We start from the raw sequence: 24,743 nt of genomic DNA on the forward strand, positions 1-24,743 counted from the left end.
AATTGATCGATCGATGTGGACCCCGCTTTCCGACCTTCCCGCCCATACGCCGCCGAAACCGTTGCATGGCGTGCGCGTGCTCGAACTCGCCCGCATCCTGGCAGGGCCCTGGGCAGGGCAACTCCTCGCCGATCTCGGGGCGGAGGTAATCAAGGTTGAGCGCCCGGGGCAGGGGGATGATACCAGGACCTGGGGCCCACCCTTCATCACGGGCAGCGAGGGCGACAATCTCGGCGCCGCCTATTTCCATTCCTGCAATCGCGGCAAGCGTTCGGTCGCGCTGAATTTCGAGACCGCCGAGGGAGCCGATCGGGTGAGGGCCCTGGTGCGCGAGGCCGATATCGTGCTGGAGAATTTCAAGGTCGGAGGCCTTAGGAAATATGGGCTAGACCATGAGAATCTCAGGGCGGTCAACCCGCGCCTGATCACCTGCTCGATCACCGGTTTCGGCCAGGACGGGCCCTATGCCAGCCGGGCCGGCTACGACTTCATGATCCAGGGCATGGGCGGCATCATGGAGCTCACCGGCGATCCCAAGGGCGAGCCGCAGAAGATCGGCGTGGCCTTTGCCGACGTCTTCACCGGTGTCTATGCCGTGGTGGGTGTCCAGGCGGCGTTGCGCCGGCGCGAGTTGACGGGCGAGGGGGGCCATGTCGACATGGCGCTGTTCGACGTGCAGCTCGCGGTGCTCGCCAACCAGGCGATGAACTACCTTGCCTCCGGCAAGAGCCCGACGCGCATGGGCAATGCCCATCCCAATATCGTGCCCTACCAGGTGTTTCCGGCCAAGGATGGGCACCTGATCATCGCCTGCGGCAATGACAGCCAGTTCGTGAAGCTCTGCGCGGTGCTGAACATTCCCGACATCGCGCTGCACCCCGACTACCTTTCCAACAAGGACCGGGTGCACAATCGCGAGGCGCTGGCGGCGCTGATTGGCGGGCTGACGGGCATCCGCACCCGCGAGGACCTGCTGGGCTCGCTGGAGGCGGTGGGCGTGCCCGCCGGCCCGATCAATTCGGTGGCGGATGCGCTGCATGATCCGCAGGCCGTGCATCGCGGCATGGTGGTCAAGCTGCCCCATACCGGGGTGAAGGAGGGCTATATTCCCTCGGTGCGCACGCCGATCATGATCGACGGCGAGCCGATGGTCGCTCTGCACGCGAGCCCGGATCTGGAATGACTGGGAGCGCAGACATCTTCTCGGCTCTTGGAAACGATGAACCAAAAGAAAGAGCGCAAACCGTAGTGGTTGCGCCCTTTCCTGATGCCGTGGAGGTTCGAGAGGCGGACATCGCGACATGCAGGCATGTCGCTGTGATGTCCGCGCTCCCAGCTTACGCCGTCGCCAGACCCTTCTTGCGGGCGAGGCTGGCATCGAGGCTGAGGCTGCCGGCGCCGAAGGCCGCAACCTGCAGGAGGCCGCCAGCCATCGCGATGTTCTTGAAGAAGTGGATGAACATGTTCTGGTCGGCGAAGTTCGAGTGGAAGAACACGGCGGTCGCGACCGTGAACAGCGCCATGATCAGCGCGACGATGCGGGTCTGATAGCCGACGACCAGCAGGATGCCGCCGATCAGTTCGACGACGACGGCGAGAGCCACGCCGGCATAGGGCAGGGGCAGGCCAGCCGAGGCGATGTAGCCGGCGGTGGCGGCGGGGCCCGTGAGCTTGCTGAAGCCGCTGAGGATGTAGATGACGGCGATCAGGATACGGCCAAGCAGCGGGGTGTAACGGGTATCAGCGGACATTGGAGTCCCCTTTCATGAGAGGCTGTCCCTTTGGGCAGCAGCCTTGGCCTTCAGGAGGCCTTGGTTTCGGTGATATGGGCGGCTTTGAGGGCGCGGGCGACGAAGGCGACGCGGCGGCCCTGGAAGTTGGCGACCTCGAGGTCGTCGGCAGTCGGCGGAGCCGGCGGATTGCCGGAGACAGCGGAAGCGCCATAGGGCGTGCCGCTCTTGAACAGGGACGGGTCAGCATAGCCGAGCGGCACGATGATCAGGCCGAGATGGGCGAGCGGGTTGTAGAGCGAGATCAGGGTCGACTCATTGCCGCCATGCGGGGTCGAGGACGAGCCGAATACCGAGCCGGCCTTGCCGTTCAGCTTGCCCTGGAACCACAGGCCGCCGAGCGAATCGATATAGGCCTTGAGCTCGGAGGTGACGGCCCCGAAACGGGTGGGCGTGCCGAAGATGATGGCGTCTGCCCATTCGGCGTCGGCCTCGGTCGGGGCTTCATATTTGGCGTTGAGGGCGGCGGCCTGTTCGGCCCAGCCGGGAGCCAGCGCCATCACCTCGGCGCTGACGAGTTCGCGGGCCCGGCGCAGGCGAACCTCGGCGCCGCTTGCACGGGCGCCTTCGGCAACCGCGTTGGCGAGGGCTTCGGTGACGCCGGAACGCGAATAGAAAGCAATGAGAACCTTGGGCTGAGACATCGGGTATTCCTTGACTTCAGTCGATTTGCTTGGAGCTGTTCCTGGCGATTTCCTGCCAAGCAGGCGATCGAGGATGGCGGCAATGGGCATGTGAAAATGACCTGCAAGGCAGAATTTCGAGGCCCAAGGGCTCGGAAATTGCTGCATCTACTCAAGACTGCAGAGAGACACGGGCCGGAACTTTGCTCCGGCCTGCGCTCCATGCCTGACTTGGCGCTTCTAATGCCGCAGATTGATCTTCGAGAAAATATGGATAATCTCGACGATTAGGTTCGAGAAAATTGATATGTCAGATCCCAGGCCCACGCTGGACCAGCTCCAGGTCTTCCTCGCCATTGTCGAAGCCGGCAGTTTCGCCGCTGCCGCCAAGCGCCTTGGACGCGCGACCTCGGTGATCAGCTACACCATCGCCAATCTTGAGGCTCAGCTCGCGCTCGAGCTGTTCGACCGAGATAGCACGAGAAAGCCGCAGCTCACGGAGGCCGGCAAGGCGATTCTCGCCGATGCGCGGGTGGTGGCCCGCGGCATGGGTGGCCTGATCGCCAAGGCGAAGGGGCTGATATCGGGTCTGGAGGCGGAGGTGACGCTGACGGTCGACGTCATGCTGCCGCCCTGCAGCCTGGTGCAGGCGCTCGATGCCTTCCAGGAAGAATTTCCCACCGTCGCCTTCCGCCTGCATATGGAAGCACTCGGCGCGGTCACCCAGCACGTGCTCGACGGCATCGCCGATATCGGCGTCAGCGGGCCGCTCGAACATGCCACTGTCGGCATCGTGCGCCGGCAGCTCGGTGCCGTGCGCCTCATCCCGGTGGCCGGGCCCAACCATCCCCTCGCCCATATGTCGAGCGAGGAGGCCGACGCCAAGGTGCATGAGCATATCCAGCTCGTGCTGACGGATCGATCACGCCTCACTGAAGGCCAGGATTTTCAGGTGATCAGTGCCAAGAGCTGGCGCCTTGCCGATCTTGGCGCGAAATATCTGCTGCTCAAGGCGGGAATCGGCTGGGGCAGCATGCCCGAGGAGATGGTGAGCGAAGATATCGCGGCCGGCCGGCTGGCGCGTCTGACGATCACGGCCTGGGACAACGCGGTCTACCGCCTGCAGGCCATCCATCGCGCCGAGACCCCGCCGGGGCCGGCGGCAAGCTGGCTGCTCGGCAAGCTTAAGGAAACGCTGGCGGCGCGGTGAGGGGCACACCGAATCCTACGCCTCATACGTCCGTCTTCACCGGCACCACCGTCACCTTCACGCCATAGGAATGCAGCGATTCCAGATGTTCGGGGCTGATGCCGTCATCGGTGATCAGTTCGTCGATGGCCGAGAGCTCGCAGAAGGTGCAGAAGGACGGCGCGGAGAATTTCGAGCTGTCGACCACCACGATGGTCCGTCGGGAGGACTGGATCATCTTGCGCTTCAGCGAAGCGATTTCCAGCATGGCGTCGGTGAGGATGTTGCCGGTAACCGCATAGGCGCCGGTGACGCAGACATCGGCATGAACCGTATTGAAGAAGCTCTCGCCGGGCTCGCCCCACAGCGAGCGCCAGCCGCCGGGCCGGATGGTGCCGCCGGGCATGATCACCCGCCAGCTCGGGACATCGGAGCTGATCTGGGCGATGTCGAGGCTGTTGGTGACCACGGTGAGCGAGAGGTCGCGCTGGGAGGTGGCGCGCACCACCTCCATCACGGTGGAACTTGCCTCGAAGATCACGCTCTCGCGGTTGTTGATGCGCAGCGCCGCCTCGGCGCCGATGGCGATCTTCTGGGCCCGCTGGAAATGGGCATTGATCTGGGATTCGCGTTCGAACGTCGCCTGAAGCGGAGGTACAAGCAGCGCGCCGCCATGGGTGCGTTCGAGATAGCCGCCTTCCATGAGGTGTTCGAGGTCGCGTCGGATGGTGGATTGCGAGCCGCCGATGGCGTCGGCAAGTTCCTGTATGGAAGCAGCCCCGTTCACGCGCAGATGTTCAAGGATCATGGCGCGCCTCTTGGCGGGAATGATCTCGACACGCTTGGTGGTGGAGGCTTCCATTCAGGCGAACTCCTGTATAGTCCTCGGACAAACTCTGCCGCGCCTATGATTTCCAGGGCTTTAGCAGATCACAGGATTGCAGGCGACGGTGTTTGACGGAACGGTCAAGGCCTGCCCACATTGTTGCAAAACCCACCAAACTCAGGACCTGGGGTGCCGATCTCCAGATGGGCACGGAAACGTATTGCTTTAGAAGAAGTGCCGAGCTGGAGGTCGGCACACCGAAACGCAAAAAGGCGGATCGCCGTGATCCGCCTTCCTCGATCATCCAGCCGATACAGAGATCGATCAGGCGGCTTTCTTCAGCGCGGCGGACTGGAGCACCGTCTCGGTAATCTGGCGGTCGTCCTCCAGGCTGAGCTTGCTCTTGAGGCCGCTCTTGGCAAGTTCGCTGTGATAGGCCTTGACCGCTTCCTCGGGGGCGATGTTGCCGCTGGCCACTTCACGCATCAGCACCAGCAGCGCCAGCGGATCTTCCGCAAGGTTGATCTTGCGGCCGAACAGGGCGACGCGGCCACCATATTTCTCGGCCTGGCTCAGCAGTTCAAAGGTGTCGCGGGTGGTGCCGGCACCGCCGCCGAGCACGCCGACGACAAGACTGGGGTCGAAGCTTGCCAGTTCTTCCAGGGCTTTCGGGCCGTTATAGACGATCTTCAGGAATTGCGGACGATCCGCCTTGGTCACGCCGGCGAGGCAGCGCAGGATGGAGTCGTTGATGTATTCGCCGATGGCCTCGCGATCGAGCCCGCAATCGATATTCGGATTGAAGACTTCGAAGAAGTATTTGAAATTGTTCTCGGCGGCTTCCTCACGAAAGGCGGCGAAGGCATCGAGCGCCTCGTAATCATGGTCGATGTCGTTCATGAACGTCACCGAATAGAGGCCGAGATCCGTGAGGGCGATCGGCGCGCCGATGGCCGGCTGGTTGGTGCCGTACATCACGCGAGAAATGTTCGCGGTGCGGAAATGGCGCGAGGGATGCTTGGTATAGGCCTGATGCCGTACGCCGCCCCAGCAGTCGGTGGTGTCGTTGGCGCGGATGGCCGGCTTCACCAGTGAATCGCGGAAGACGCCCCGCTCATGCAGCGCCTCGAGATTGGAGGCCGACAGCAGCATGATGTCGACGATGTCCTGCTCCACGATAGCCTGGATCTGGTCGAGGAACTCGGCGCGGGTGCGCCGCCGCCCCGTGCCGCCATCGGCGCTGCGCGCAAAGCCGGAGCCGGTGATGCCAGAGCCCATATCCGCGTCCTTGGCATCGGCAATGATGAAGTCGGCAGGCTTGTAGTTGCCGGCGCGGATATTGCGCAGTTTCTGGTCGAGGCGGGTGTCGGTATGGACCATGCGAAGAGGCTCCTTGGGCTGTCACGGCATGTCGTCGCGTCTCACAGGCGACGATTCAGATGGGTTTCAATAGCACTCATATACTATCAAAAGATGTCAAACCACTGCAAAGTGGCGCTACGGACCGAAATTGACCGATGGGTCGCGCGAGCCGGGTTCGACCGGCGCAAGGCGGGCAATCACCATGTCGAGCAGGGCGCGCAGGCGCGGCAGGCGGCGCAGGTCTCGATGATAGCCGAGCCAGGTATCGCGGCCAGGCGGCGATACCGGCAGGTCGACCCGTTCGATGCCCGTCGTGGCGTCGCCCAGCGGGCGCGGCAGCACCGCGAGGCCCACGCCGCCGGCGCAGAGAGCAGCCTGGACATCGCGATTGTTGCTGCGCATGGCAATGGCGGCCTTGGGAAAGGTGCGCATCAGCCATTCGACATCCGGCATATCCGCAAAGGCTTCGTCCATGGTGACGAGGCGGTGGCCGGTGCCGTCGCCCGGTGCGGGCCAAGGCGTGCCGCTCCTCGTGTAAAGATTGTAGCCAATATGCATCAGCCGGCGGGAGATGACATCCGGCTCGCTGAAGCGCCGGATGCGGAAGGCAAGGTCGGCCTCCCGCCGCGATAGACTGAGAAAGCGCGCGTCGGTCAGGAGTTCGACGACGACCCTGGGATGGCTGCGCGAGAAATCGGCGAGGATCGGTGAGAGGATGTGCAGCCCGAACCAGTCCGAACAGGACACGCGCAAAGTGCCTTCGAGATCATGCTCCTGGCCGGCAAGTTCGCGTTGCAGGCCAAGCGCCTCCTGCTCCATGCGCTCGGCCCGCGCCAGGACGGTGTTGCCGTCGTCCGTGAGGACGAAGCCGTCCGAGGTGCGCTGGAACAGCACATGGCCGAGCGACTCCTCCAGCGCCCGCAGGCGACGGCCCATGGTCGGCTGGGTCAGGCCGAGGCTGCGTGCCGCCGCACCCAGCGTGCCGGCACGGGCGATGGCGAGGAAGATGCGGATGTCGCTCCAATCCATGGTATCGACTGATTCAAACAAAAATGCATGGATGTCATACAATTCATTTTATTCCCAAACAACAATCGAAGAGCCATCTTCGCCCCATCACCATTTGGGAGAGCCGTCATGGCCCTGATGAATGCCCTTGTTCTCGACAGCGCGGGCGCGGATTTCCGCCATGCGAAACAGCCCCGCCCGGAGCCGAGGGCTGGCGAGGTTCTTGTCCGCATCAGGGCCAGCGGCGTGAACCCGCTCGACACCAAGATCCGAGCGGGCGCCGCCGGCCATGCCCGGCAACCGTTTCCGGCCGTGCTGGGCATTGACATGGCGGGGGTGGTCGAAGCGGTCGGTACCGATGTCACCGGCTTTCGCCCCGGTGATGAGGTCTATGGCATGACGGGCGGTGTCGGCGGCCTGCAGGGCTCGCTTGCATCGTACCAGGTGGCGGACGCCCGATTGCTGGCGCTCAAGCCAGCCAATTTCTCGATGCGGCAGGCCGCGGCTCTGCCGCTGATCATCATCACCGCCTGGGAAGGCCTGGTCGATCGCGCGCAGGTTAAACCCGGCCAAAAGGTGCTTGTCCTCGGCGCCGGCGGCGGCGTGGGTCACATCGTTGTCCAACTCGCCGTGGCGCTAGGTGCCGATGTCTACGGCGTGGACAGTGCCTCCAAGGGCGGCTTCATCGCTGGCCTCGACGCGACGCCGACCGACCGCGCGGAGAGCGTCGAGGCTTACGTGGAAAGACACACGGGCGGCCGTGGCTTCGATATCGTCTACGATACCGTGGGCGGCGCAAGTCTCGACGCGGCTTTCAGGGCCGTCGCCCGTTTCGGCCATGTCGTCAGCGCCCTGGGCTGGGGCACGCACGCCTTGGCACCGCTTTCCTTCAAGGCCGCCAGCTATTCAGGCGTCTTCACCCTGCTGCCGCTGTTGACAAGAGAGGGGCGCGAGCATCATGGCGCCATCCTGTGCGAGGCAACCCGGCTGGCGGAGGCCGGCAGGCTCACGCCGAGGCTGGACGACCGTTTGTTTACACTCGCCAATGTCGCCGAGGCCTATGGCTTGATCGAGGACCGCAAGGCGCAGGGCAAGCTGGTGGTGGATATCGGAAGCGCGGAATAGGAGCCGGCGGGCGATGATCCGGGCCGTGCTAATCCACCGGCCTCGCATTCACGATCTCGATCCCTATCTCCTTCAGCTGCGTGGCGCAGGAGGCATCGACATGGCCGGCTGTGAGGAAACTGTCGACTTCCTCCACGCCGCAGATGCGGGCGAGGGTGGAGTGGCCGAACTTGCTGCCGTCGGCGACGATCACCACACGCAGGGCCGCGCGCATGATCACCTGCTTGATCGCCGCTTCCGGCAGGTTGGTGGTGCTGATGCCGAAATCGGGATCGATGCCGTTGCAGCCGATGAAGGCGATGCCGACGCGAATGCGTTCCAGCACCAGCGTGGCCATGGGCTCGACCAGGGAATGCTGCAACGGACGCAGGCTCCCGCCCGTCACCACGGTCTGGATCTGCGGATAGGCGCTCTCCAGCGTCAAGGCGAGGTTGAGGCCATTGGTGAAGACGGTGACGTTGGTCAGGTCCGTGCGTCGCACCAGCGCCTCGGCGATGGCCATGGTGGTGGTGCCGACGTCAAGGAGAATGGTGTCGTTCGACTGCACCATCGCGGCGGCCGCGTGGCCGATGGCGGCCTTGTCCTCGGCTTGGGCGCGGCTGCGGGCCTCATAGGGCGTCTCGGCATAGGGCGCCTGGCCGCGCATGATGCCGCCCCGCACCCGCCTGAGGCCCCTGCGTTCCTTGCTGAGGGCATCGATGTCGGCGCGAATGGTGACCTGCGAGACGCCGAACAGGCGGGCGAGGTCCTGGACCGAGGCGAATTGCTCGGCATTGACCATGGCCGCGATCTTGTCGCGCCGCTGATCGATATCCAGCACCTCGGGCTCGATTCCGCTGTTCTTGCGGGGCGGTTGCATGGCGTTTCCTTTGACTTTCTCAAAAGAAAGCCTACTTCTTTCCCTTTCGCAATAAAATCCTGAAAACCAAACAGGGTGAATGGTGTTCAAGGTCGATTTTGACTTTCGAACTCGAGGAAAAAGGAGGAGATGCCTTGCGATCGAGGGAATGCTGGCATGCGGGGCTTGCTGATGTCGGATGAAGCAGTGGTGGCGTCGCTGCGCAAAATGGGCCTTGTCGGCGCCCACGAGCCCGTGCAGCTCTCACCCCTGACGGGCGGTGTCTCTTCCGACATTCATCTCGTGGAAACGGCAAGCCGGCGCTTCTGCATCAAGCGTGCGCTCGCCCGCCTGAAGGTGGCGGCGGTGTGGGAGGCTCCGCTCGGACGCAATGCAGCCGAGGCGGCCTGGATGCGCGAGGTCTCCGCCTGGCTTCCACACGGCGTGCCGAAAGTCTTGGGCGAAGACGAGGATCTCGGCCTGTTCGCCATGGAATTCCTGCCGCCGGAGCACAATCCCGTCTGGAAGGCGGAACTCCTGGCGGAACGCGTGGATGCGCCCTTCGCCGCGCGCGTGGGGCACGATCTCGCAGTCATCCACGCCAGCAGCGCCGGGGATCCCGGCATCGCCACGCGCTTTGCCAATGACGCCACCTTCGTGCCGATCCGTATCGAGCCTTATCTGCTGGCGACCGGTCGGGCGCATCCCGATCTGGCGCCGCGCTTCGAGGCGGTCGCGCAGGCGACGCTCGCCAACAAGAAGGCGCTGGTACATGGCGATGTCAGCCCCAAGAACATCCTGTGCTGCGAGGAGGGGCCTGTCTTCCTCGATGCCGAATGCGCCTGCCACGGCGATCCCGCCTTCGATCTCGCCTTCTGCCTCAACCATCTCCTGCTCAAGGGCGCCCGCAAGGGTGTGCAGCGCGAGGCCTACCGTCATGCCTTTGTCGCCCTGGCGGAGGCTTATCGGGCAGGGATCGGCTGGGAGGAGCCGGCCATGCTGGAGAACCGCGCGGCGGCGCTGCTGCCGGCCTTGTTCCTGGCGCGTGTCGATGGCAAATCGCCAGTCGAATACTTGACCACCGACGACGAGCGCGAGGCGGTGCGCCGCTTCGCCATGCCGTTGATCGCCACTCCTCCTGATGATCTCCTTTCCATCGTCAATGCCTGGACCCGCTTATGACCGATGTCGCCATTCGTAAACTTCATGCCCGCCGCATCTGGGACTCACGCGGCCGGCCCACCGTCGAGGCGGAGGTGACGCTGAGCGACGGCACGGTGGAGCGCGGCATCGCCCCAGCCGGCGCCTCGCGCGGTACGCGGGAGGCTGTGGACCGCCGCGACGGCGGCAAGGCCCTTGGCGGCTTCGACGTGCAGGGCGCCCTGGCGAGCATGCGCGAGGAGATCGCGCCCTTGCTCATCGGCCGCGACCCCTTCGACCAGGCCGGTATCGACGCCGCCCTCATCGCGCTCGACGGCACGCCCACCAAGGAGCGTCTCGGTGGCAATGCCACTGTGGCGGTGTCGCTCGCCGTGCTGCATGCCGCCGCCGCCAGCCGCGGCCTGCCGCTCTGGCGCTATCTGGCGGGGGAGGAGGCGGTGATGATCCCGCTGCCGGAGATCCAGATCTTCGGCGGCGGCGCCCATGCCGGACGCCGTACCGACATCCAGGACTTCATGGTGATGGCGCCGAAAGCAAAAAGCTTTGCCGAGGCACTGGAAGTTACCGCGGAGGTCTATATCGCCGCCGGCAGGATCATGGCCGAGCGCGGCCTGCTGCAGGGCGTGGCGGATGAAGGCGGCTGGTGGCCGGCTTTTTCCTCCAATGAGGAGGCGCTGGATACGCTGGTAACAGCCATCGAGCGCGCCGGCTTCACGCCAGGCGAGGAGGCGGCCATCTCGCTCGACATCGCCGCCTCCGAATTCGGCAAGAATGGCCGCTACGTGCTCGGCCTCGAAAAGCGCGAACTCGACCGCGACGGCATGGCCGAATACCTGCTCGGCTGGTGCCGGCGCTATCCCATCCTCTCCATCGAGGATCCCTTCGCGGAGGACGATGCCGAGGGGCTCAGACTCTTCACCGCCGCCGTGGGCGACCATATCCAGGTGATCGGCGACGATTTCCTGGTGACCAACGTCGCCCTGGTCGAGAAAGCGGTTCTGGATCGATCGGTCAACGCAGTGCTGATCAAAGTCAACCAGGCCGGTACGGTTTCCGAAGCGAAGGCCGCCTGCGAAGCCGGCCGCCGCGCCGGCTTCGGCACCATCGTCTCGGCCCGCTCGGGCGAGACGGAGGATGTCGCCATCGCGCACCTCGCCATCGGCTGGCATGCCGGCCAGCTCAAGGTCGGCTCCTTCGCGCGTTCGGAACGTATGGCGAAGTGGAACGAGGTGCTTCGGATCGAAGAAGCGCTTGGCAGTAAGGCGAAGTTCGCCGGGCTGGGGGTATTGCCGCTGGGAGCGCGGACGTCCTCGTCCGCTCTTGGAAACGTTGCGCTCTAAGAAAGAGCTTGGAAACGTTGCGCCCTAAGAAAGAGGAAGAGTGGATCGTCCGACACGCATTCATGCGTGTCGTAGGGACCTCCGCGCTCCCAGCGACTACGCCTTCCTTCCCTCCAGCGGCAATTCCGGCAGGAACAGCAGCACGATCAGTGCCGCCGCAACGATGCACACGCCGCTGATGAAGGTCATGGCAATGGCGTGGCGGTAGAGATCGATGATTTCGTCCTGCATGCTAGGCGCCAGCTTCGAGAGGGTCTGCAGGCCGGTGTCGGCGGAGGTCGCGATGTCGCTGGCCGCGCCGTGCAACTGGGCGGCCAGGATGGCGCCGGAGCCGGTGACGCCGAGGAGGCCGCCGAGCGAGCGGAAGAAGGAGAGCGTGGCGGTGCCGACGCCCCGATGGGCCAGCGGCAAGGCGTTCTGCACGGCGATGGTCATGTTCGGCATCACCAGGCCGAGGCCGAAGCCGAGGGCGATCATGGCGGGCTCGATCACGAAGAGGCTCTGCGCCGTGGCGGCCGCCCAGGCAAGCACGGCGAAAGCGATGACGGCGAGCGTCAGCCCCGCCACCTGCGCCGGCTTGTAACGGCCATATTTCATCAGCACGCGGCCATTCAGCATGGAGGAGCAGACGAGGCCGATCATCAGCGTGCCGGTCAGGAAGCCCGAATGCGAGGGCGTGACGCCCATCACCACCTGGAAGAACAGCGGGAAGAACACGCTCGATCCCATCAGGCCGACGAAGGTGAGCGCCATCACCATGCTGGCGATGACGAAGAGCCTGTTGCGGAAGAGGTCGAGCGGCAGCACCGGTTCCGGCACGCGGCGCACATGCCAGATGAACAGCGCCGTGGTGACGAAGGCGAGAGCCGCGGTGCCGATGAGCTCCGGCGAGCGCCAGGGCCATGTCGTGCCGCCGAGCGCCAGCACCAGGAGGAAGGCGGTGGTGGCGATGGTCAGCAGGGCCGAGCCGAGATAGTCGATCCGGCGGGCACGGTGCGGGGGCGTATGCGTGAGGGCGCGTGCGATCACTGCCATGCCGACGGCTCCCACCGGCAGGTTGACATAGAAGATCCAGTGCCAGGAGAGGAGGTCGGTGATCACGCCGCCCAGCACCGGCCCAAGCACGCTGCACACCGCGAAGACGGCCGCGATCATGCCCTGGCGCCTGCCGCGCTCAGCCGGGGTGACGAGATCGCCGATGACGATCTGGGCGAGCGGCAGCAGGCCGCCGGCGCCGAGGCCCTGGATGGCGCGGAAGACGATGAGCTGGGTGAGGTCCTGCGAAAGGCCGCAGAGCACCGAGCCGAGCAGGAAGGTGAGGATTGCCACATAGAGCATCGGCTTGCGACCATGCTGGTCGCTGAGCTTGCCGTAGAGCGGCATGGTGGCGGTGGAGGCCAGCACATAGGCCGTGACTACCCAGGACAGATGGCTGACGCCGCCGAGATCGGCGACGATGCGTGGCAGGGCGGTGGCGACGATGCTCTGGTCGATGGCGGTGAGACCCATCACGATCATCAGGCCGAGAAAGACCAGGCGGATCTCGCGGCTGCGGTCGGCGCCGCTGGCGGCAGTTTCGGTTTGTACGGTCATTGGCCGATCTCATCGAGCGGGGCGAGGGCGGCGCGGATGGCGTCGCGCCCCTGCGGCGTCAGGCGGTCGAGCTGGCCGGCCAGCCAGTCGCGCCGGCGCTTGCGGACCTCCTCCAGGAGGTCACGGCTCTTGTCAGTGAGAAACAGGCTGGAGCGGCGGCGGTCGACAGGATCCAGGGCGAGACGCGTGATCAATCCGGCCGCCTCCAGCGACTTGACGTGGCCGCTGATGGTGGGACCGCGCAGCTTCTCGTGCTTCGCCAATTCCCCGACGCCGAGGCCGGGCTTTTCGGCGATCGTCACCAAAAGCAGGCGCTGGATCGGCGAGACGCCCAGATCCGTGTCTTCTTTCTCGCGACGAAAGCGCCGGTAGAGACGCTGCAGGACGGGGCGCATCTCGTCGGCAAGGGCGAGGGCGTCGTCGGAAGGGGCAGTCATTGATGTCGATCCATATAGATAGGCTACCTATCTATATGGATCGTGACGGACGAATGCAAGAGCAAGGCATCCATGGCCGGAAGGGCATCGATGAGGGGCCGCGTCGCGCAGGTGCATCAGAGCCGACGCGTGTTGATTCCTCTTACCAATCGGTAGCGCCGGCGCCTGCCTTGCTCTATCAAGTGCCGGACATAAAAGCGTGCCCAAGGAAGAGTGCCATGAAGCCTGCCGTTCCCGCCGTCGCCACGCCGAAATGGGTGACGCTGACGAGCCATCGTGCCTGGCTGCTGCAGCAAGCGGAAACATTGTTCGACGTGTTCGAGCGCAACAGCCTCAACCCGGCCGGCGGCTTCTACGACCTCGACATGCAATGCAAGCCCTTCGCCCCCGGCAAGCCGCCGGGCAGCAAGCCGGGGCGGCAGATCCACGTCACGACGCGCATGGTGCATTGTTTCGCCATCGCCCATCTGATGGGCCGGCCTGGCGCCGATGTCATGATCGACCATGGCATGGATTTCATCTGGAACGGTCATCGCGACAAGGACAAGGGCGGTTACTTCTGGGGCGTCGGCTATCAGGAGCCGACCGACGACACCAAGCAGGCCTATGGCCATGCCTTCGTGCTGCTGGCCGCCTCCAGCGCCAAGGTCGCCGGCCACCCCGATGCCGACCGTCTGCTCGCCGACATCTCCACCGTGCTGGCCGAGCGCTTCTGGGAGGAGGGGCCGGGCGCGACGGCGGAGGAGTTCACCCGCGACTGGCAGCCCTTCGACAAATATCGCGGCCAGAACTCCAACATGCACCTCACAGAGGCGCTGATGGCCGCCTTCGAGGCCACCGGCGACAATGATTATCTGCACAAGGCCGAGCGCATCGCCGACCTGATCATCCGCCGCCACGCCGCCGAGAACAACTGGCACGTAGCCGAGCATTTCACGCAGGATTGGAAGCTCGACAAGGAATATTCGGGCAGCCCCGTCTTTCGCCCCTATGGCACCACGCCGGGCCATTGGCTGGAATGGGCGCGCCTGCTGCTGCAGCTCTGGGAGCTTGGCGGACGCAAGCTCGCCTGGCTGCCAGATGCTTCGAAGAACCTCTTCCGTCAGGCCGTCAAGGACGGCTGGGACCACGAGAAGGGCGGCTTCTATTACTCGCTGGACTGGGCGGGCAAGGCGCGCATCCGCGACCGCTATTGGTGGCCCTGCTGCGAGGGCATCGGCGCTGCGGCGTTCCTCAACGCCATCGATGGCGATGCCTTCTTCGAGGAATGGTATCGCAATATCTGGAACTTCAGTGCTGCCCGCTTCATCGACAAGGAGCGTGGCGGCTGGTTCCCGCAACTCGGCGAAGACCTCCAGCCCAATACCGGTCCGTTCTACGGCAAGGTGGACATCTATCACGCCCTCCAGGCCTGCCTGATCCCGCTGCTGCCGACCACGGGCAGCATCACGCGAGGGTTAGTTACGATGGGCGTGAAATTGTAGGATGCGCTAAAAAATATGTGAATCGGCAAGCCGGTATTGAGAGTGCAGGAGAGGCGCGGCGCTTGAAGCACCTCAAGTGATCTCCCGGTTACCAGCTCGAACCGCTCGTCAGAGACCGGATCAATCGACAACACCCTGCCTGGCATCATCGTGCGCCGATGATACAGGCGTTGGAGTGCGTTGGACAAATGAGAAACAAGAATAGACTTTCGTCAGTTTCCATGCTTTCCTCTTCCTCGGAACGAAGTGTCAGCAGCCGGCGCAGGAACAACCCGGCTCCGAACCTTCCATCCACCCGATGCCTATCCAGGCGATAGGCGCACGGCGGTCCTGCTTCTCTCGAAGCCGGCCTCCAGGGGTGACGTGCGGGACAGACGGGATCGGCACCCCATGGAAGTGCCACGCGATCCCTGGACGGAGCGTGACGGGCGTGAGCCCGGCAACGCCTTCGTCCCATCTCCTGCCGATGCGGTGAAGACGGTTCATGCCACTGTCCGGCCAGGACTGCAGCGCTGAGCCCCTTCACCGAGCCGGCTGGTCAGGTTCGGATGGTCCGTGCCATCCGCTCCCGGCTCGCCTCCGCCTGCAGAAGGCGGAAAAACAGGTGGCCTTGCGCGCCTTGTCAGCGTGCCAGGCAACCGGAACGGGGCGATGGCGGCCTGCACCGACAGTGCGGCCAGCATCTTCCATGATTATGCTTTCACGGCTGCCCCGCAGCCGCCATCGCCCGGTCTCTTCATCAACCCAGCCGGAAAGGGCGTGGGAACGAGAGCGTTTGCGTGTTGCGGTGAACAAGTGGCGGAGGCGAGAGAGGCAGACGCTTGGATCGTTTGAATCAGCGAATCGGAGTTCAGAGAATAGGAGAGGCGCGCAAGCGTGGTACTTGAAGCATTTACTTTTTAGCGATTCCTTAGGATCGTCGGCGTCCTTGCCTACGTGATGGCGCGGTGGTTTCCAGTTGATCGCTCGGTTGCTCCGACACCCAAACCTTCCTGCCTTTCCCGCGTCTTTTGCCTATGCGCGATTTCTGACATGATCGATATATATCTGCGGGGGCGGGGCATTTGCGATGGGCAATATTGACTTTGCGAAGCTTATCACTGCGGCGGCTTCGAGCCCTTTGGGAATATTATCACTCGCTATCTTGGCCATCTCGCTCATTGCTTTGAAATTTTTCAGTAAATCGGGCGATACGGTAAAGTTTGGTGTCTTCTCGGCGATGTTCCTAGCGGTAATCGGCTTAGGGGGATCGATATTTTGGCAAAAACCCACGCCTTCACCTATTTCAGCTCCCGCTCCTACTCCCGCTGTTGGGAATACCGATCGAGATTTTCCGCAGGATATTTCTGGCACCTGGCGTGATGAAGACGGCTTCACATATGTGTTCAAGATAGTGGGTACGACCGTGAGCTATGAGCAATTAAAGGATGGCATTCATGCGGGCTCCGGAAAAGGCACCATCGACGGCCAAAATCTGCAATATACCTATGTAGACGACCGCACTCATGACACCGGTGCTTGTACCGGGCTTCTTTCGAACGACGGCACCAAGATCGACGGCACCTGCGGCAACAACAGCGGCCGATGGGGCTTTAAGGTCACGCGTTGAGAGACAGCGTTCAGTGCGTCTTATTCTCCTCCGATCTTCGCCATGAACGCCTTCAGTTCCTCGGGCGGCATGCGCACGATGTGCTTTTCCTCCGGATAGGCATTCGAGTTCACGTCCGCCACGAACTCGGAAAACGCCGCCACGCGCTCGGCCTGCAGCCGGTCATATTCGGCAGCGAAGTTGCGGTAGACCTTGGAATGCCTCGGCATATGGCTGCGGTTGGTGCCGAGGATGTCCTCGGCGAAGAGATATTGTGCGTCGCAGCCGGTGCCGGCGCCCATCGAGAGCAGGAACAGCGAGGTCCGCTTGGAAATCGCCTCGGCCACCTCCACCGGAACCACCTCGATCTCCGCCCCGAAGGCCCCGGCGGCTTCGAGCTGCTTCACCGCCTCGAACACTTGCAGGGCCGTCTCGGCCGTCTTGCCCACGGCCTTGAAGCCGCCGGTCCAGGTCTTGCGCGAGGGGATCAGGCCGACATGGCCGATGACCGGAATCGCCTCGTCCGCCATGCGCTTCACCGTGGCGTAGGAGGCGCTGCAATAGACGGCGTCGGCGCCCGCCTTGTACATGCGGAAGGCCCAGCGCACGAAATCATCGGCAGTGCCGATCTCGAAGAAATTCTCGCCCGGCATCGAGAACAGGCTCGGCGCGGCATCGCGGTATTGCGGGTTGAGCAGCAGCTCCGGCGGGATGGAGACGATGTCGACGCCGGCCTTCTCCGCTGCCTCGGCCTCGTCCAGCGTCATCACGCGGAGCATGGTCAGCTGCTTCTTGCCCTTGATGGCGCGCAGGTCGGCAATCGTGGGTCTCTTGCGGGGCATTCTCTCGTCCTCACTCGGCGGCGGTGGCCGCATTCAGCTCATGGAATTCGGCGCGATAGGGCCGCGCCGTCGGTGGCAGCTCGCGCTTGAGGTAGTACTCTTCCTGGCGCAGCTGCCGCAGCACGACCGGGAACGCCTCGCGATAGGCATGCCATATCGACGGATTCGGCTCGGGCAGGTCATGCTTGATCAGCTCATGCAACTTTGGCAAGGCGTGATAGGGCACCATCGGGAACATGTGGTGCTCCACATGGTAGTTCATGTTCCAGTAGATGAAGCGGCTGATCGGGTTCATGTAGACGGTGCGGCTGTTGAGCCGGTGATCCGTCACATTGTCGGCGAGGCCGATATGCTGGAGCAGGCCCGTCATCACCATGTGCCAGCAGCCATAGAGGCGCGGCAGGCCGATCAGCATCAGCGGCAGCCATGACCAGGTGGCCAGCGCCGTGACGATGGCGGCGAAATAGATCGCCATATGCCAGCGCGCCGCCGTTACGGCCTTGTGGCGCTCCGCCTCGGGGATGAAGCTCTGCTCGTCCGGCGTCAGCGTGCCCAGTGCGTTGCGGCCGAGGGCGATCAGCGAATACCAGACATCGATGATGCCGGCGAAGTTCAGCACCAGGCGGATGAGATCCGGCGGGCGCATCACGGCGATCTCGGCGTCGCGGCCGACGATGATGGTGTCGGTATGGTGGCGCGCATGGCTCCAGCGCCAGGTGACGGGATTGCGCATCAGCATGAAGCTGGCGATCTCATAGATCACGTCGTTCATCCAGCGCGTGCGGAAGGCGGTGCCATGGCCGCATTCGTGCCAGCGCGAGTCGCTGGAGGAGCCGTAGAGCACGCCATAGACGAAGAAGAAGGGCAAGCACCACCAGCTGCCCCAGAACCAGATGCCGCCGGCAGCGGAGAGGAGGATGGCGGCGATCCAGATGATGGTGTCGCGGATAGCAGGCGAGTCCGAGCGCTGCATCAGCTCCTTCATGACCTTTCGGGACACATCCGTATGGTACCACTCGGCCGAGGCCAACCCCGTCTCGATGGCCCGGCGCATGCTTTCGCCGACCAGACTGTAGTCCCGCTTTTTCTTGATCGTCGCCATGGTCATAACCGCCAGCCTGTCTTTCCTACGTCAAAATGTCGCCTGAAGCACCAAGTTGGATTGGCGGCTTCCAACCGCCTTTCTCGGAAACGAAAGCGTTTGCCAGGAAGAAAGATGGCGGTCGGAGACCGCCACTCCGTGTTTGGTCCGCCCTTCTCACGATCGTCCCTGCAGCGCGGGAAAGCTCCCCGACGGTTCCGGGAAATCCTCGGCTGGCTGCTTGGCGATGGCGGAGATCCGGTGCTCCGCGGCTGCGATCTCAGCCGCGCCGTCGAGGATCTGGAAATGCGCCTGGTAGTCGCGGCCCTCGCCATGCTCCAGCCAGATCATCTCGCGGCGTTCGCGGGCCGCGAGATCGCCCAGGACATGATGGGTTGAGGGCTCGATGCCGAGCACATATTCACCGGCCTGGAAGTTCTGCCACTGATAGAGGCAGGGCAACTGGTCGCGGCGTGTCACCACCATCAGTCCAAGACCGAGACGGTCATTGACGAGGGCGACCGGCTGCTCGCCCGCCGCGTCGGCGGCGAGCGTGTGCTGCCAGACCTGTTCGCGGAAGGCGGCCAGTGGGGCAGGGACTGTGTGATAGCCGACGTCCTGCTGGCGATAGGCTTCGCCGGCATGCGCTGCCCAAGCTACATCCCGGATCGGCGCCAGATAGCGCGAGCCCTGGTCGAGTACGGGATGGCCGATATTGATGTGGTAGAAATACATATGCGGCGTGCGGCGGAAGCCCTGATTGACGACGTGGTCGCTGACACGGATCTCGTTGCCGCCAACATCGGCCTCGATGCGGCGCAGGAGATGCAGGTTTTCGCCGAACACAGCCGATTGCTGCACGATGCCCTCGGCCCAGAGGACGCAGCGATCGCCCGCCCATGTCTCGCCATGGCCGGTGAGGCGGGCTGGGATGGTGCTGATCCGGCCATGCAGCGAATGGCGGACGCTTCCCTTGCCAGGATAGTTGTAGTTGTCGGCCGGGGTTTCCTGGGGCCCGAGGATATGGTCGAGGCCGCAGGTCACCAGCAGGCCCGAGAAGGAACGCGCCCAGGCAAGGCCGTTCTCGCCTTCATACTCATGCAGGGCAGGGTGCCTGAAGCCGGTGGGCGAATGCCAGCCGATCGCCTGCCCCTTGTAGTCGCACTCGGCGATATCGAGGGCGCGATCGACCAGCACGGTGAAGCGCAGGCCCGTGCCAGTGCGGAATTCCAAGAGGCGGATACCGCGCTCGACACCATCGCCGAGCGTCATCAGACGCACACCCGCGAATTGCGACAGCATGCCGGCACGTTCCGAGATCTCGCGACGGGTGAGGGTGCGTCCGTAGAGATGCGTCATCCTCAATACGCCCCAGCGTCCTTGAGCAGCGCCTTCATGTCCACGCCCATGATGATGCCCTCCACGGTGAGGAGGTCTGTATCGGCCACGGTCTTTTCGGCCACCACCTCGCCGCGGCGCATCACCACGATGCGGTCGCAGACCTCGAAGACATGGTGGATGTTGTGGGTGATGAACAGTACGCTGTGGCCGGCATCGCGCATCTCGCGCACGAAGCGCAGCACGCCATGCGTTTCCTCGACGCCGAGATTGTTGGTCGGCTCGTCCAGGATGATCACCTTGGCGGCAAACTGCATGGCGCGGGAAATGGCAATCGACTGGCGCTCGCCGCCGGAAAGCGTGCTGACGAGCGCGTCGGCGTCGAGCTTCTTGGAGATGCCGACTCGCTTGAGCAGAGCGGTGGCGACCCGGCGCAGCTCCCCGAAATCGATGGGCGCGAACACGCCGAGCCAGCCGAGTTTCACCGGCTCACGGCCGAGGAAGAGATTGCGCGCGATGCTGAGATCCGGGGCGAGCGAGGTGTCCTGGTGGATCGTCTCGATGCCGAGATTCATGGCATCGCGCGCCGAGCGGATCGAGGCCTTGTCGCCCCGCACATAGATGGCACCGCCATCGCTGGGATGGACGCCGGAGATCGCCTTGATCAAAGTTGATTTGCCGGCACCGTTGTCGCCGAGCAGGGCGACCACCTCGCCCTCCCTCAGTGTCAGCGAGGCGCTCTTGAGGGCATGCACGCTGCCGAAGGATTTCTGCACGTTTTCGAGCCGCAGTACTTCTCCGGCCATCAGCGCCTCCCGCCATTCTTCTGGAGCAGGGCGTGCAGGATCACCATCACCAGGATGATGCCGCCAAGGAAGATGTTGTAGGCAAGGCCGGGCACGCCGATCAGCACGATGCCGTTGCGGATGGCGCGCAGCAGCAGCACACCGGCGACAGTGCCGAGGATGGTGCCGCGCCCGCCGGCCAGCGCCGTGCCGCCGACCACCACCATGGCGATCGCCTCGAGCTCATAGCCGGGGCCAGCCACGGGCGAGGCCGCGGAAATGCGGAAGGCGCTCGTCATGCCGGCAAGACCCGCAAGCACCGAAGTGAGGATGAACAGCCAGATCTTCACGGCATCGGCCGGTACGCCGCGCGCTATGGCTGCGTTACGGTTCGAACCGATGGCGCTGATCCAGTTGCCGAGCTTGGCGTAGTTCAGGAGATAGCCGCATAGCAGGGCGAGACCAATGAACCACCACAGCGAGGTGTAGAGCTTGAAGGGGCCGGCCTGAAAATTCCCGGCCAGCAATGTCACGAAAGGTCCGGGCTGATCCCAGGACTTCAGAGGAAAGCCTTGGGTGATGTAGACGGCCGCTCCCCGCAGGATCAGCATCATCGAGAGCGTGACGAGGAAGGACGAGACGCCGATCTTGGTGACGATGAGGCCGTTGACGGCCCCGACCACCATGCAGAGCAGCAGGCCGACCAGCAGCGCCGGCCCGATGCCCATGATGTCCTTCTGCACCATCAGCATGACCATCACCGGCACCAGTGCGAAGACGGCGCCGACCGAGAGGTCGAACTCGCCGGCGGTGAGCAGCAGCGTCATGCCGAGCGCGATGATGCCGAGCTCGGGCAGGAACGCCATCATGTTGGTGATGTTGAGCGGCGACAGGAAGTCGGCATCGGCCAGAGCGAAGGCCGCCAGGACCACGATCAGGATGACGAGCGACGCCATCTGGGGCGAGCGGGGAAGGCCGGCCCTGAGGCCCGTCTTCCGGCTGTTCTCTTCGGCGACTAGGGCCATGGTGGTCTCGTTCGCTGCGAAAAGGGGAGTGCCCGGGCTGAACCGGGCGCCGCTGGTTCACTTGCCGCTGTAAAGCTTCAGGATCGGATCGACGCTGGCGGCGTCATAGAGGCTGAAGGTGTGCACGTCGTAGCCGATCGGCTCGCCCGAAGCCGCGAGGTTGAGGAGCGCGACGGGGATGAAGCCCTGCGCGGAGGGATATTGCCAGGCAGCGGCGTTGACATAGCCTGATTTCACCGACTCGGCGGTTTCCTTCGAATTGCCCCAGCCGACCACCGGGATCTGGCCCGCCGAGACGCCGGCGCCGTCGAAGACGCGCTTGATGCTGGCCGCGACGGAGTCGCCGAGGGCGATGATCGCCGGCGGCTTGTTGGCGACCATGTAGTCCGTCATCTTGGCGATGATGCCGGCGGGATCGGTGCCGCAATCGACCACGTCATATTTGATGCCGAGCGGGTCGAAGACGCTGGCGATGCCTTCCGTCTCGAGCTGCTGGTAGCTGGCGCCGGGCACCTCCACCGGTAGGAAGACCTTGTCGCCCTGCTTCACCAGCTTCTTGCCGACGAGATATTTCGCCCAGGTGACCCCGGCCTCCTTGAGATCGGCGCCGACATAGGCCTGGCGGCCGGTGGCAACATCGTCGGTGTTGTAGAAGATGATCGGGATGCCCGCGGCCTTGGCTGCCTTGACCTCTTCGGTCCACAGGCCCGGCTGGGCCGAGGTGGTGGCGATGCCGTCGGCCTTGGCGGCGATGGCCGAGTTGAAGGCTTCCTTCTGGGCGGCCATGTCGCCACCGCTGAAGGAGATCTTGCAGGTCACCTTGAGCTGGTCGCAGGCCTTGGTGGCGCCGGCATTCCAGTCGATCCAGAAGGCGTCGGAGGGGCCGCCATGCGACAGCAGGAAGAATGTCTTCTGCTTGTCCTGTGCCAGCGCCTGCGGGGCGGCCAATGTCACCGCCAGCATGGCCGCGGCTGCTGCGACCTTCAGTCCGAATTTCAGCATCGTCCCCTCCCTATGCCTTCATTGAGGCTTGCTCGTTTCAGATCCCGTTCTCCCGGAACTTGCCGTCCAGGAATTTCTTCGCCCGCGGCACGTCGTCCTCGGAGAGGTGCTCGATGATCACGGGAATGTTGGGGTGCTTCTGCGCGAGGCGCTGCAGATAGAGGTCGTAATTGAGCGATCCCAGGCCCGGCGCGGGCAGCTCGATCTCGCCGACACCGCGGAAGGTGTGGCTTTCGAGCGCGTCCTCGTCGCCGATATCGGCATGTTTCTCGCTCTTGTCGGTACCCGAGCGCTTCACATCCTTGGCGTGGGCGATCTTGATCTTGTCGCTGAGCGTGTCGAAGACCTGGTTGAGGATCTGGTCCATCCGGTCGATGTTGTGGGTCTCGAAATAATTGGTCGGGTCCATCAGGAGACCGAGGCCGGGATGGTCGACCTGCGCGAACATCTTCACGGTCTCCTCGACCGAGCCGACGACGTTGTTCACATAGGTTTCGAGCAGGAACACCGCGCCGTGGTCATAGGCCGTCTGGGCGAGGTCGGAGATCACCCTGCGGCATTCCTCGAAGCCTCCCTCGGTCTTGTTCCTGGGGTGGTGCACCCAGTCCGACTCGGTGTTGAAGGTGCCGGTCTCCGAGATCACATAGGGCGAGCCGAAATGGCGCGCATGGCGGATGATCTCCTTGAGATAACCGACGCGCTTCTCACGTTCGGCCTTCTCGGGGTGAACGATGTTGGTGTAGCCGGAAATGCAGCAGACTGGCAGGTGGTGGTCGCGGAAGGTGTCGCGCACCTTCCTGGCCTTGTCCTTGGTGATCTGCCCGGCCGAGAGGTCGACATCCTTGAAATGCAGGTCGAGCTGCACGGTGTTGAAGTCGAGCGAGCGGATCTTCTTCGCCGTCTCCTCCAGGCCATAGTGAAAATAGCCGGTGAAAATGCCTGCCTGCATCATGGTCGATTGCCTTCCCGCGTCAGTATTTTTTGAACTTCAATGGACGGGTATTTCTGAAAGCCGCACGGCGCGGCCGGTGTCGATCGAGCGATAGCCGGCCTCCACCAGCGCCATCGTCTTGACGTTGTCGGCCACTGAAAGCGCCGGCGTGGTGCCGGTTTCCACGGCATGCTGGAGCTGTTCCATCACGCCGATGAAGGCATGCGGGAACCACATGGTCTGCCATTCGGGCGTCACCCATTCGCCGCCCGTGGTCCGGGCCGAGGCATAGCTGAGCGTCGAAGGCGATCCCGTAGGCCAGCCGATCGTGCCCTTGGCCGAACCCTCGGTACCCTCGACGCGCCAATTGATGTGCTGGTCGTCGCGATAGCCTTCCTGGCGCGGACCGGACCAGACATCCTCGAGCGACAGGGCCAGCACGCCGGAAGGAAATTTCAGCGTCGAGACGGTGATGCCGTCCTGGTGGTCGAAGCCGGTGCGCGGATCCTTGCGGGTGAGCGTGGTGATCTCGTCGGGATCGCCGAACAGGAAGCGCAGCACGTCGAGGTGGTGCACGCTCATATTGGCAAGCGTCAGCCGGTCATAATCCTTGAGGAAGGGCTGCCAATGCGGGATGGCATGCATGTCGATCTGGGCGAAGACGATCTCGCCGAGCTCGCCCGCGTCGAGGATCTGCTTGAGCACGCGCATCGACTGGTCGTAGCGCATGTTCTGGTTGACGGAGAGGATCTTGCCGGCAGCCTCGGCCTCGTCGCGCAGTTTGATCGCCTCGCCGAGCGAGAGGGCGAGGGGTTTCTGGGCCAGGATCGCCTTGACGTGCGGCTGCCGAAGCGCATGACGGATCAGATCGGGCTGCTGGTCGGGCGGAAAGGCGATGTCGACAAGCTCGACCTTCGGGTCCTCGATCAGGGCTCGCGGCGTGTCGTGCACGGTGGCAATGCCCCAGCGCGCCGCGACTTTTTCGGCATTGGCCTTGGTGCGGGAGGCGATGGCGACGACCGGAAAGCCCGCCTCCTTATAGGCGGCCAGATGGCACTCGGCCATGATCATGCCGGCGCCGATACAGCCAATGGCATATCGCTTGGTGCGCACCGGCGCGTCCGGCACGAAACGCAGGGCGTTCGTCATCCATCCTCCCGTCGGGTCTGCTTGCCGCTCTTTTGATGGATATTGATGTTGGAGCCTTTTGATGTCAACATCATTTAAAATCATTATAAATCATTCTCGATCAGCCGCTGCTCGCTATCGGGCGAAAGCTGAGAAGAAACAGGCGGATGGCGAGGGAGGAACTGGAAGACCCAAGGGAAAGGAGCTTGCGCGAGAACCGCACTGACCCCATCATTTTCAATCAGAA

General features: G+C 63.8%; 24 protein-coding genes. 8 read left to right on the forward strand and 16 right to left on the reverse strand.

The window, feature by feature from the left end; genetic code table 11:
* The first annotated feature begins 13 nt into the window (after positions 1-13).
* Positions 14-1,183 carry a CaiB/BaiF CoA transferase family protein gene (locus QQL24_RS11495; RefSeq protein WP_284312154.1) on the forward strand — a complete coding sequence of 390 codons (1,170 nt, stop codon included), beginning with the start codon at positions 14-16 and terminating at the stop codon, positions 1,181-1,183.
* 154 nt (positions 1,184-1,337) lie between these two features.
* Here QQL24_RS11495 and QQL24_RS11500 read toward each other — a convergent pair whose 3' ends face one another.
* Both QQL24_RS11500 and wrbA read right to left on the reverse strand, forming a co-directional pair.
* Positions 1,338-1,751 (reverse strand): DoxX family protein, encoded by a 414-nt coding sequence (locus QQL24_RS11500; protein WP_284312156.1) that lies wholly within the window; start codon positions 1,749-1,751, stop codon positions 1,338-1,340.
* A 50-nt stretch (positions 1,752-1,801) separates the two neighbouring features.
* Positions 1,802-2,434, reverse strand: a complete 633-nt coding sequence (wrbA, locus tag QQL24_RS11505; protein ID WP_284312158.1) for an NAD(P)H:quinone oxidoreductase — start codon at positions 2,432-2,434, stop codon at positions 1,802-1,804.
* Positions 2,435-2,720: 286 nt separating this feature from the next.
* Here wrbA and QQL24_RS11510 point away from each other — a divergent pair, with 286 nt between their 5' ends.
* Positions 2,721-3,623 carry a LysR family transcriptional regulator gene (locus tag QQL24_RS11510; protein ID WP_284312159.1) on the forward strand — a complete coding sequence of 301 codons (903 nt, stop codon included), beginning with the start codon at positions 2,721-2,723 and terminating at the stop codon, positions 3,621-3,623.
* Positions 3,624-3,645: 22 nt separating this feature from the next.
* Here the strand turns inward: QQL24_RS11510 and QQL24_RS11515 are convergent, their stop codons facing one another.
* From QQL24_RS11515 to QQL24_RS11525, 3 genes are all read right to left on the reverse strand, one after another.
* Positions 3,646-4,464, reverse strand: coding sequence for a DeoR/GlpR family DNA-binding transcription regulator (locus QQL24_RS11515; protein WP_284312160.1), 819 nt, complete (start codon positions 4,462-4,464; stop codon positions 3,646-3,648).
* 288 nt (positions 4,465-4,752) lie between these two features.
* Complete coding sequence (locus tag QQL24_RS11520) at positions 4,753-5,808, reverse strand: hypothetical protein (RefSeq protein WP_284312161.1); 1,056 nt, start codon at positions 5,806-5,808, stop codon at positions 4,753-4,755.
* A gap of 117 nt (positions 5,809-5,925) precedes the next feature.
* Complete coding sequence (locus tag QQL24_RS11525; RefSeq protein WP_284312162.1) at positions 5,926-6,819, reverse strand: LysR family transcriptional regulator; 894 nt, start codon at positions 6,817-6,819, stop codon at positions 5,926-5,928.
* Between the two features lie 108 nt (positions 6,820-6,927).
* Here QQL24_RS11525 and QQL24_RS11530 point away from each other — a divergent pair, with 108 nt between their 5' ends.
* Positions 6,928-7,923, forward strand: coding sequence for a zinc-dependent alcohol dehydrogenase family protein (locus tag QQL24_RS11530; protein ID WP_284312163.1), 996 nt, complete (start codon positions 6,928-6,930; stop codon positions 7,921-7,923).
* A 28-nt stretch (positions 7,924-7,951) separates the two neighbouring features.
* Here the strand turns inward: QQL24_RS11530 and QQL24_RS11535 are convergent, their stop codons facing one another.
* The gene (locus QQL24_RS11535; protein ID WP_284312165.1) at positions 7,952-8,782 is read right to left on the reverse strand and encodes a DeoR/GlpR family DNA-binding transcription regulator; all 831 of its coding nucleotides are present in this window, start codon (positions 8,780-8,782) and stop codon (positions 7,952-7,954) included.
* Positions 8,783-8,953: 171 nt separating this feature from the next.
* On the opposite strand from QQL24_RS11535, the gene QQL24_RS11540 reads away from it, so the two are divergent.
* Positions 8,954-9,943 (forward strand): aminoglycoside phosphotransferase family protein, encoded by a 990-nt coding sequence (locus QQL24_RS11540; RefSeq protein ID WP_284312167.1) that lies wholly within the window; start codon positions 8,954-8,956, stop codon positions 9,941-9,943.
* Positions 9,940-11,262, forward strand: a complete 1,323-nt coding sequence (gene eno / locus QQL24_RS11545) for a phosphopyruvate hydratase (protein ID WP_284312168.1) — start codon at positions 9,940-9,942, stop codon at positions 11,260-11,262. The genes QQL24_RS11540 and eno overlap by 4 nt, the downstream gene beginning before the upstream one ends.
* Positions 11,263-11,358: 96 nt before the next feature.
* Here eno and QQL24_RS11550 read toward each other — a convergent pair whose 3' ends face one another.
* Both QQL24_RS11550 and QQL24_RS11555 read right to left on the reverse strand, forming a co-directional pair.
* Positions 11,359-12,855 carry an MDR family MFS transporter gene (locus QQL24_RS11550; RefSeq protein ID WP_284312169.1) on the reverse strand — a complete coding sequence of 499 codons (1,497 nt, stop codon included), beginning with the start codon at positions 12,853-12,855 and terminating at the stop codon, positions 11,359-11,361.
* Entirely contained in the window at positions 12,852-13,292 is a 441-nt protein-coding gene (locus tag QQL24_RS11555; RefSeq protein ID WP_284312170.1) for a MarR family winged helix-turn-helix transcriptional regulator, read from the reverse strand. Before QQL24_RS11555 ends, QQL24_RS11550 begins: the two co-directional genes overlap by 4 nt.
* Before the next feature lie 218 nt (positions 13,293-13,510).
* Here QQL24_RS11555 and QQL24_RS11560 point away from each other — a divergent pair, with 218 nt between their 5' ends.
* The 3 genes from QQL24_RS11560 to QQL24_RS11570 all read left to right on the forward strand — a co-directional run bounded on the left by QQL24_RS11560 (position 13,511) and on the right by QQL24_RS11570 (position 16,385).
* Entirely contained in the window at positions 13,511-14,776 is a 1,266-nt protein-coding gene (locus QQL24_RS11560; RefSeq protein WP_284312171.1) for an AGE family epimerase/isomerase, read from the forward strand.
* Between the two features lie 390 nt (positions 14,777-15,166).
* Positions 15,167-15,292, forward strand: a complete 126-nt coding sequence (locus tag QQL24_RS11565) for a hypothetical protein (RefSeq protein WP_284312172.1) — start codon at positions 15,167-15,169, stop codon at positions 15,290-15,292.
* 553 nt (positions 15,293-15,845) lie between these two features.
* Positions 15,846-16,385, forward strand: a complete 540-nt coding sequence (locus QQL24_RS11570; RefSeq protein WP_284312173.1) for a hypothetical protein — start codon at positions 15,846-15,848, stop codon at positions 16,383-16,385.
* Positions 16,386-16,405: 20 nt separating this feature from the next.
* Here the strand turns inward: QQL24_RS11570 and QQL24_RS11575 are convergent, their stop codons facing one another.
* From QQL24_RS11575 to QQL24_RS11610, 8 genes are all read right to left on the reverse strand, one after another.
* Positions 16,406-17,206, reverse strand: coding sequence for a 3-methyl-2-oxobutanoate hydroxymethyltransferase (locus tag QQL24_RS11575; protein ID WP_284312174.1), 801 nt, complete (start codon positions 17,204-17,206; stop codon positions 16,406-16,408).
* A 10-nt stretch (positions 17,207-17,216) separates the two neighbouring features.
* Complete coding sequence (locus QQL24_RS11580; protein WP_284312175.1) at positions 17,217-18,308, reverse strand: fatty acid desaturase family protein; 1,092 nt, start codon at positions 18,306-18,308, stop codon at positions 17,217-17,219.
* A 156-nt stretch (positions 18,309-18,464) separates the two neighbouring features.
* Positions 18,465-19,646, reverse strand: a complete 1,182-nt coding sequence (locus tag QQL24_RS11585; RefSeq protein WP_284312176.1) for an aldose 1-epimerase family protein — start codon at positions 19,644-19,646, stop codon at positions 18,465-18,467.
* A gap of 2 nt (positions 19,647-19,648) precedes the next feature.
* A complete protein-coding gene (locus QQL24_RS11590; protein WP_284312177.1) occupies positions 19,649-20,431 on the reverse strand; it encodes an ATP-binding cassette domain-containing protein in 783 nt (260 codons plus the stop codon).
* Positions 20,431-21,435, reverse strand: a complete 1,005-nt coding sequence (locus QQL24_RS11595) for an ABC transporter permease (RefSeq protein ID WP_284312179.1) — start codon at positions 21,433-21,435, stop codon at positions 20,431-20,433. Before QQL24_RS11595 ends, QQL24_RS11590 begins: the two co-directional genes overlap by 1 nt.
* Positions 21,436-21,492: 57 nt before the next feature.
* Positions 21,493-22,437 carry a sugar ABC transporter substrate-binding protein gene (locus tag QQL24_RS11600; RefSeq protein WP_284312181.1) on the reverse strand — a complete coding sequence of 315 codons (945 nt, stop codon included), beginning with the start codon at positions 22,435-22,437 and terminating at the stop codon, positions 21,493-21,495.
* 37 nt (positions 22,438-22,474) lie between these two features.
* Positions 22,475-23,389: a sugar phosphate isomerase/epimerase family protein gene (locus QQL24_RS11605; RefSeq protein ID WP_284312183.1), complete on the reverse strand. Its 915-nt coding sequence runs from the start codon at positions 23,387-23,389 to the stop codon at positions 22,475-22,477.
* A 36-nt stretch (positions 23,390-23,425) separates the two neighbouring features.
* Positions 23,426-24,517 carry a Gfo/Idh/MocA family protein gene (locus QQL24_RS11610; RefSeq protein ID WP_284312185.1) on the reverse strand — a complete coding sequence of 364 codons (1,092 nt, stop codon included), beginning with the start codon at positions 24,515-24,517 and terminating at the stop codon, positions 23,426-23,428.
* Positions 24,518-24,743 lie beyond the last annotated feature (226 nt).

The organism is Labrys miyagiensis (assembly GCF_030160835.1).
Taxonomy (GTDB): Bacteria; Pseudomonadota; Alphaproteobacteria; order Rhizobiales; family Labraceae; genus Labrys; species Labrys miyagiensis.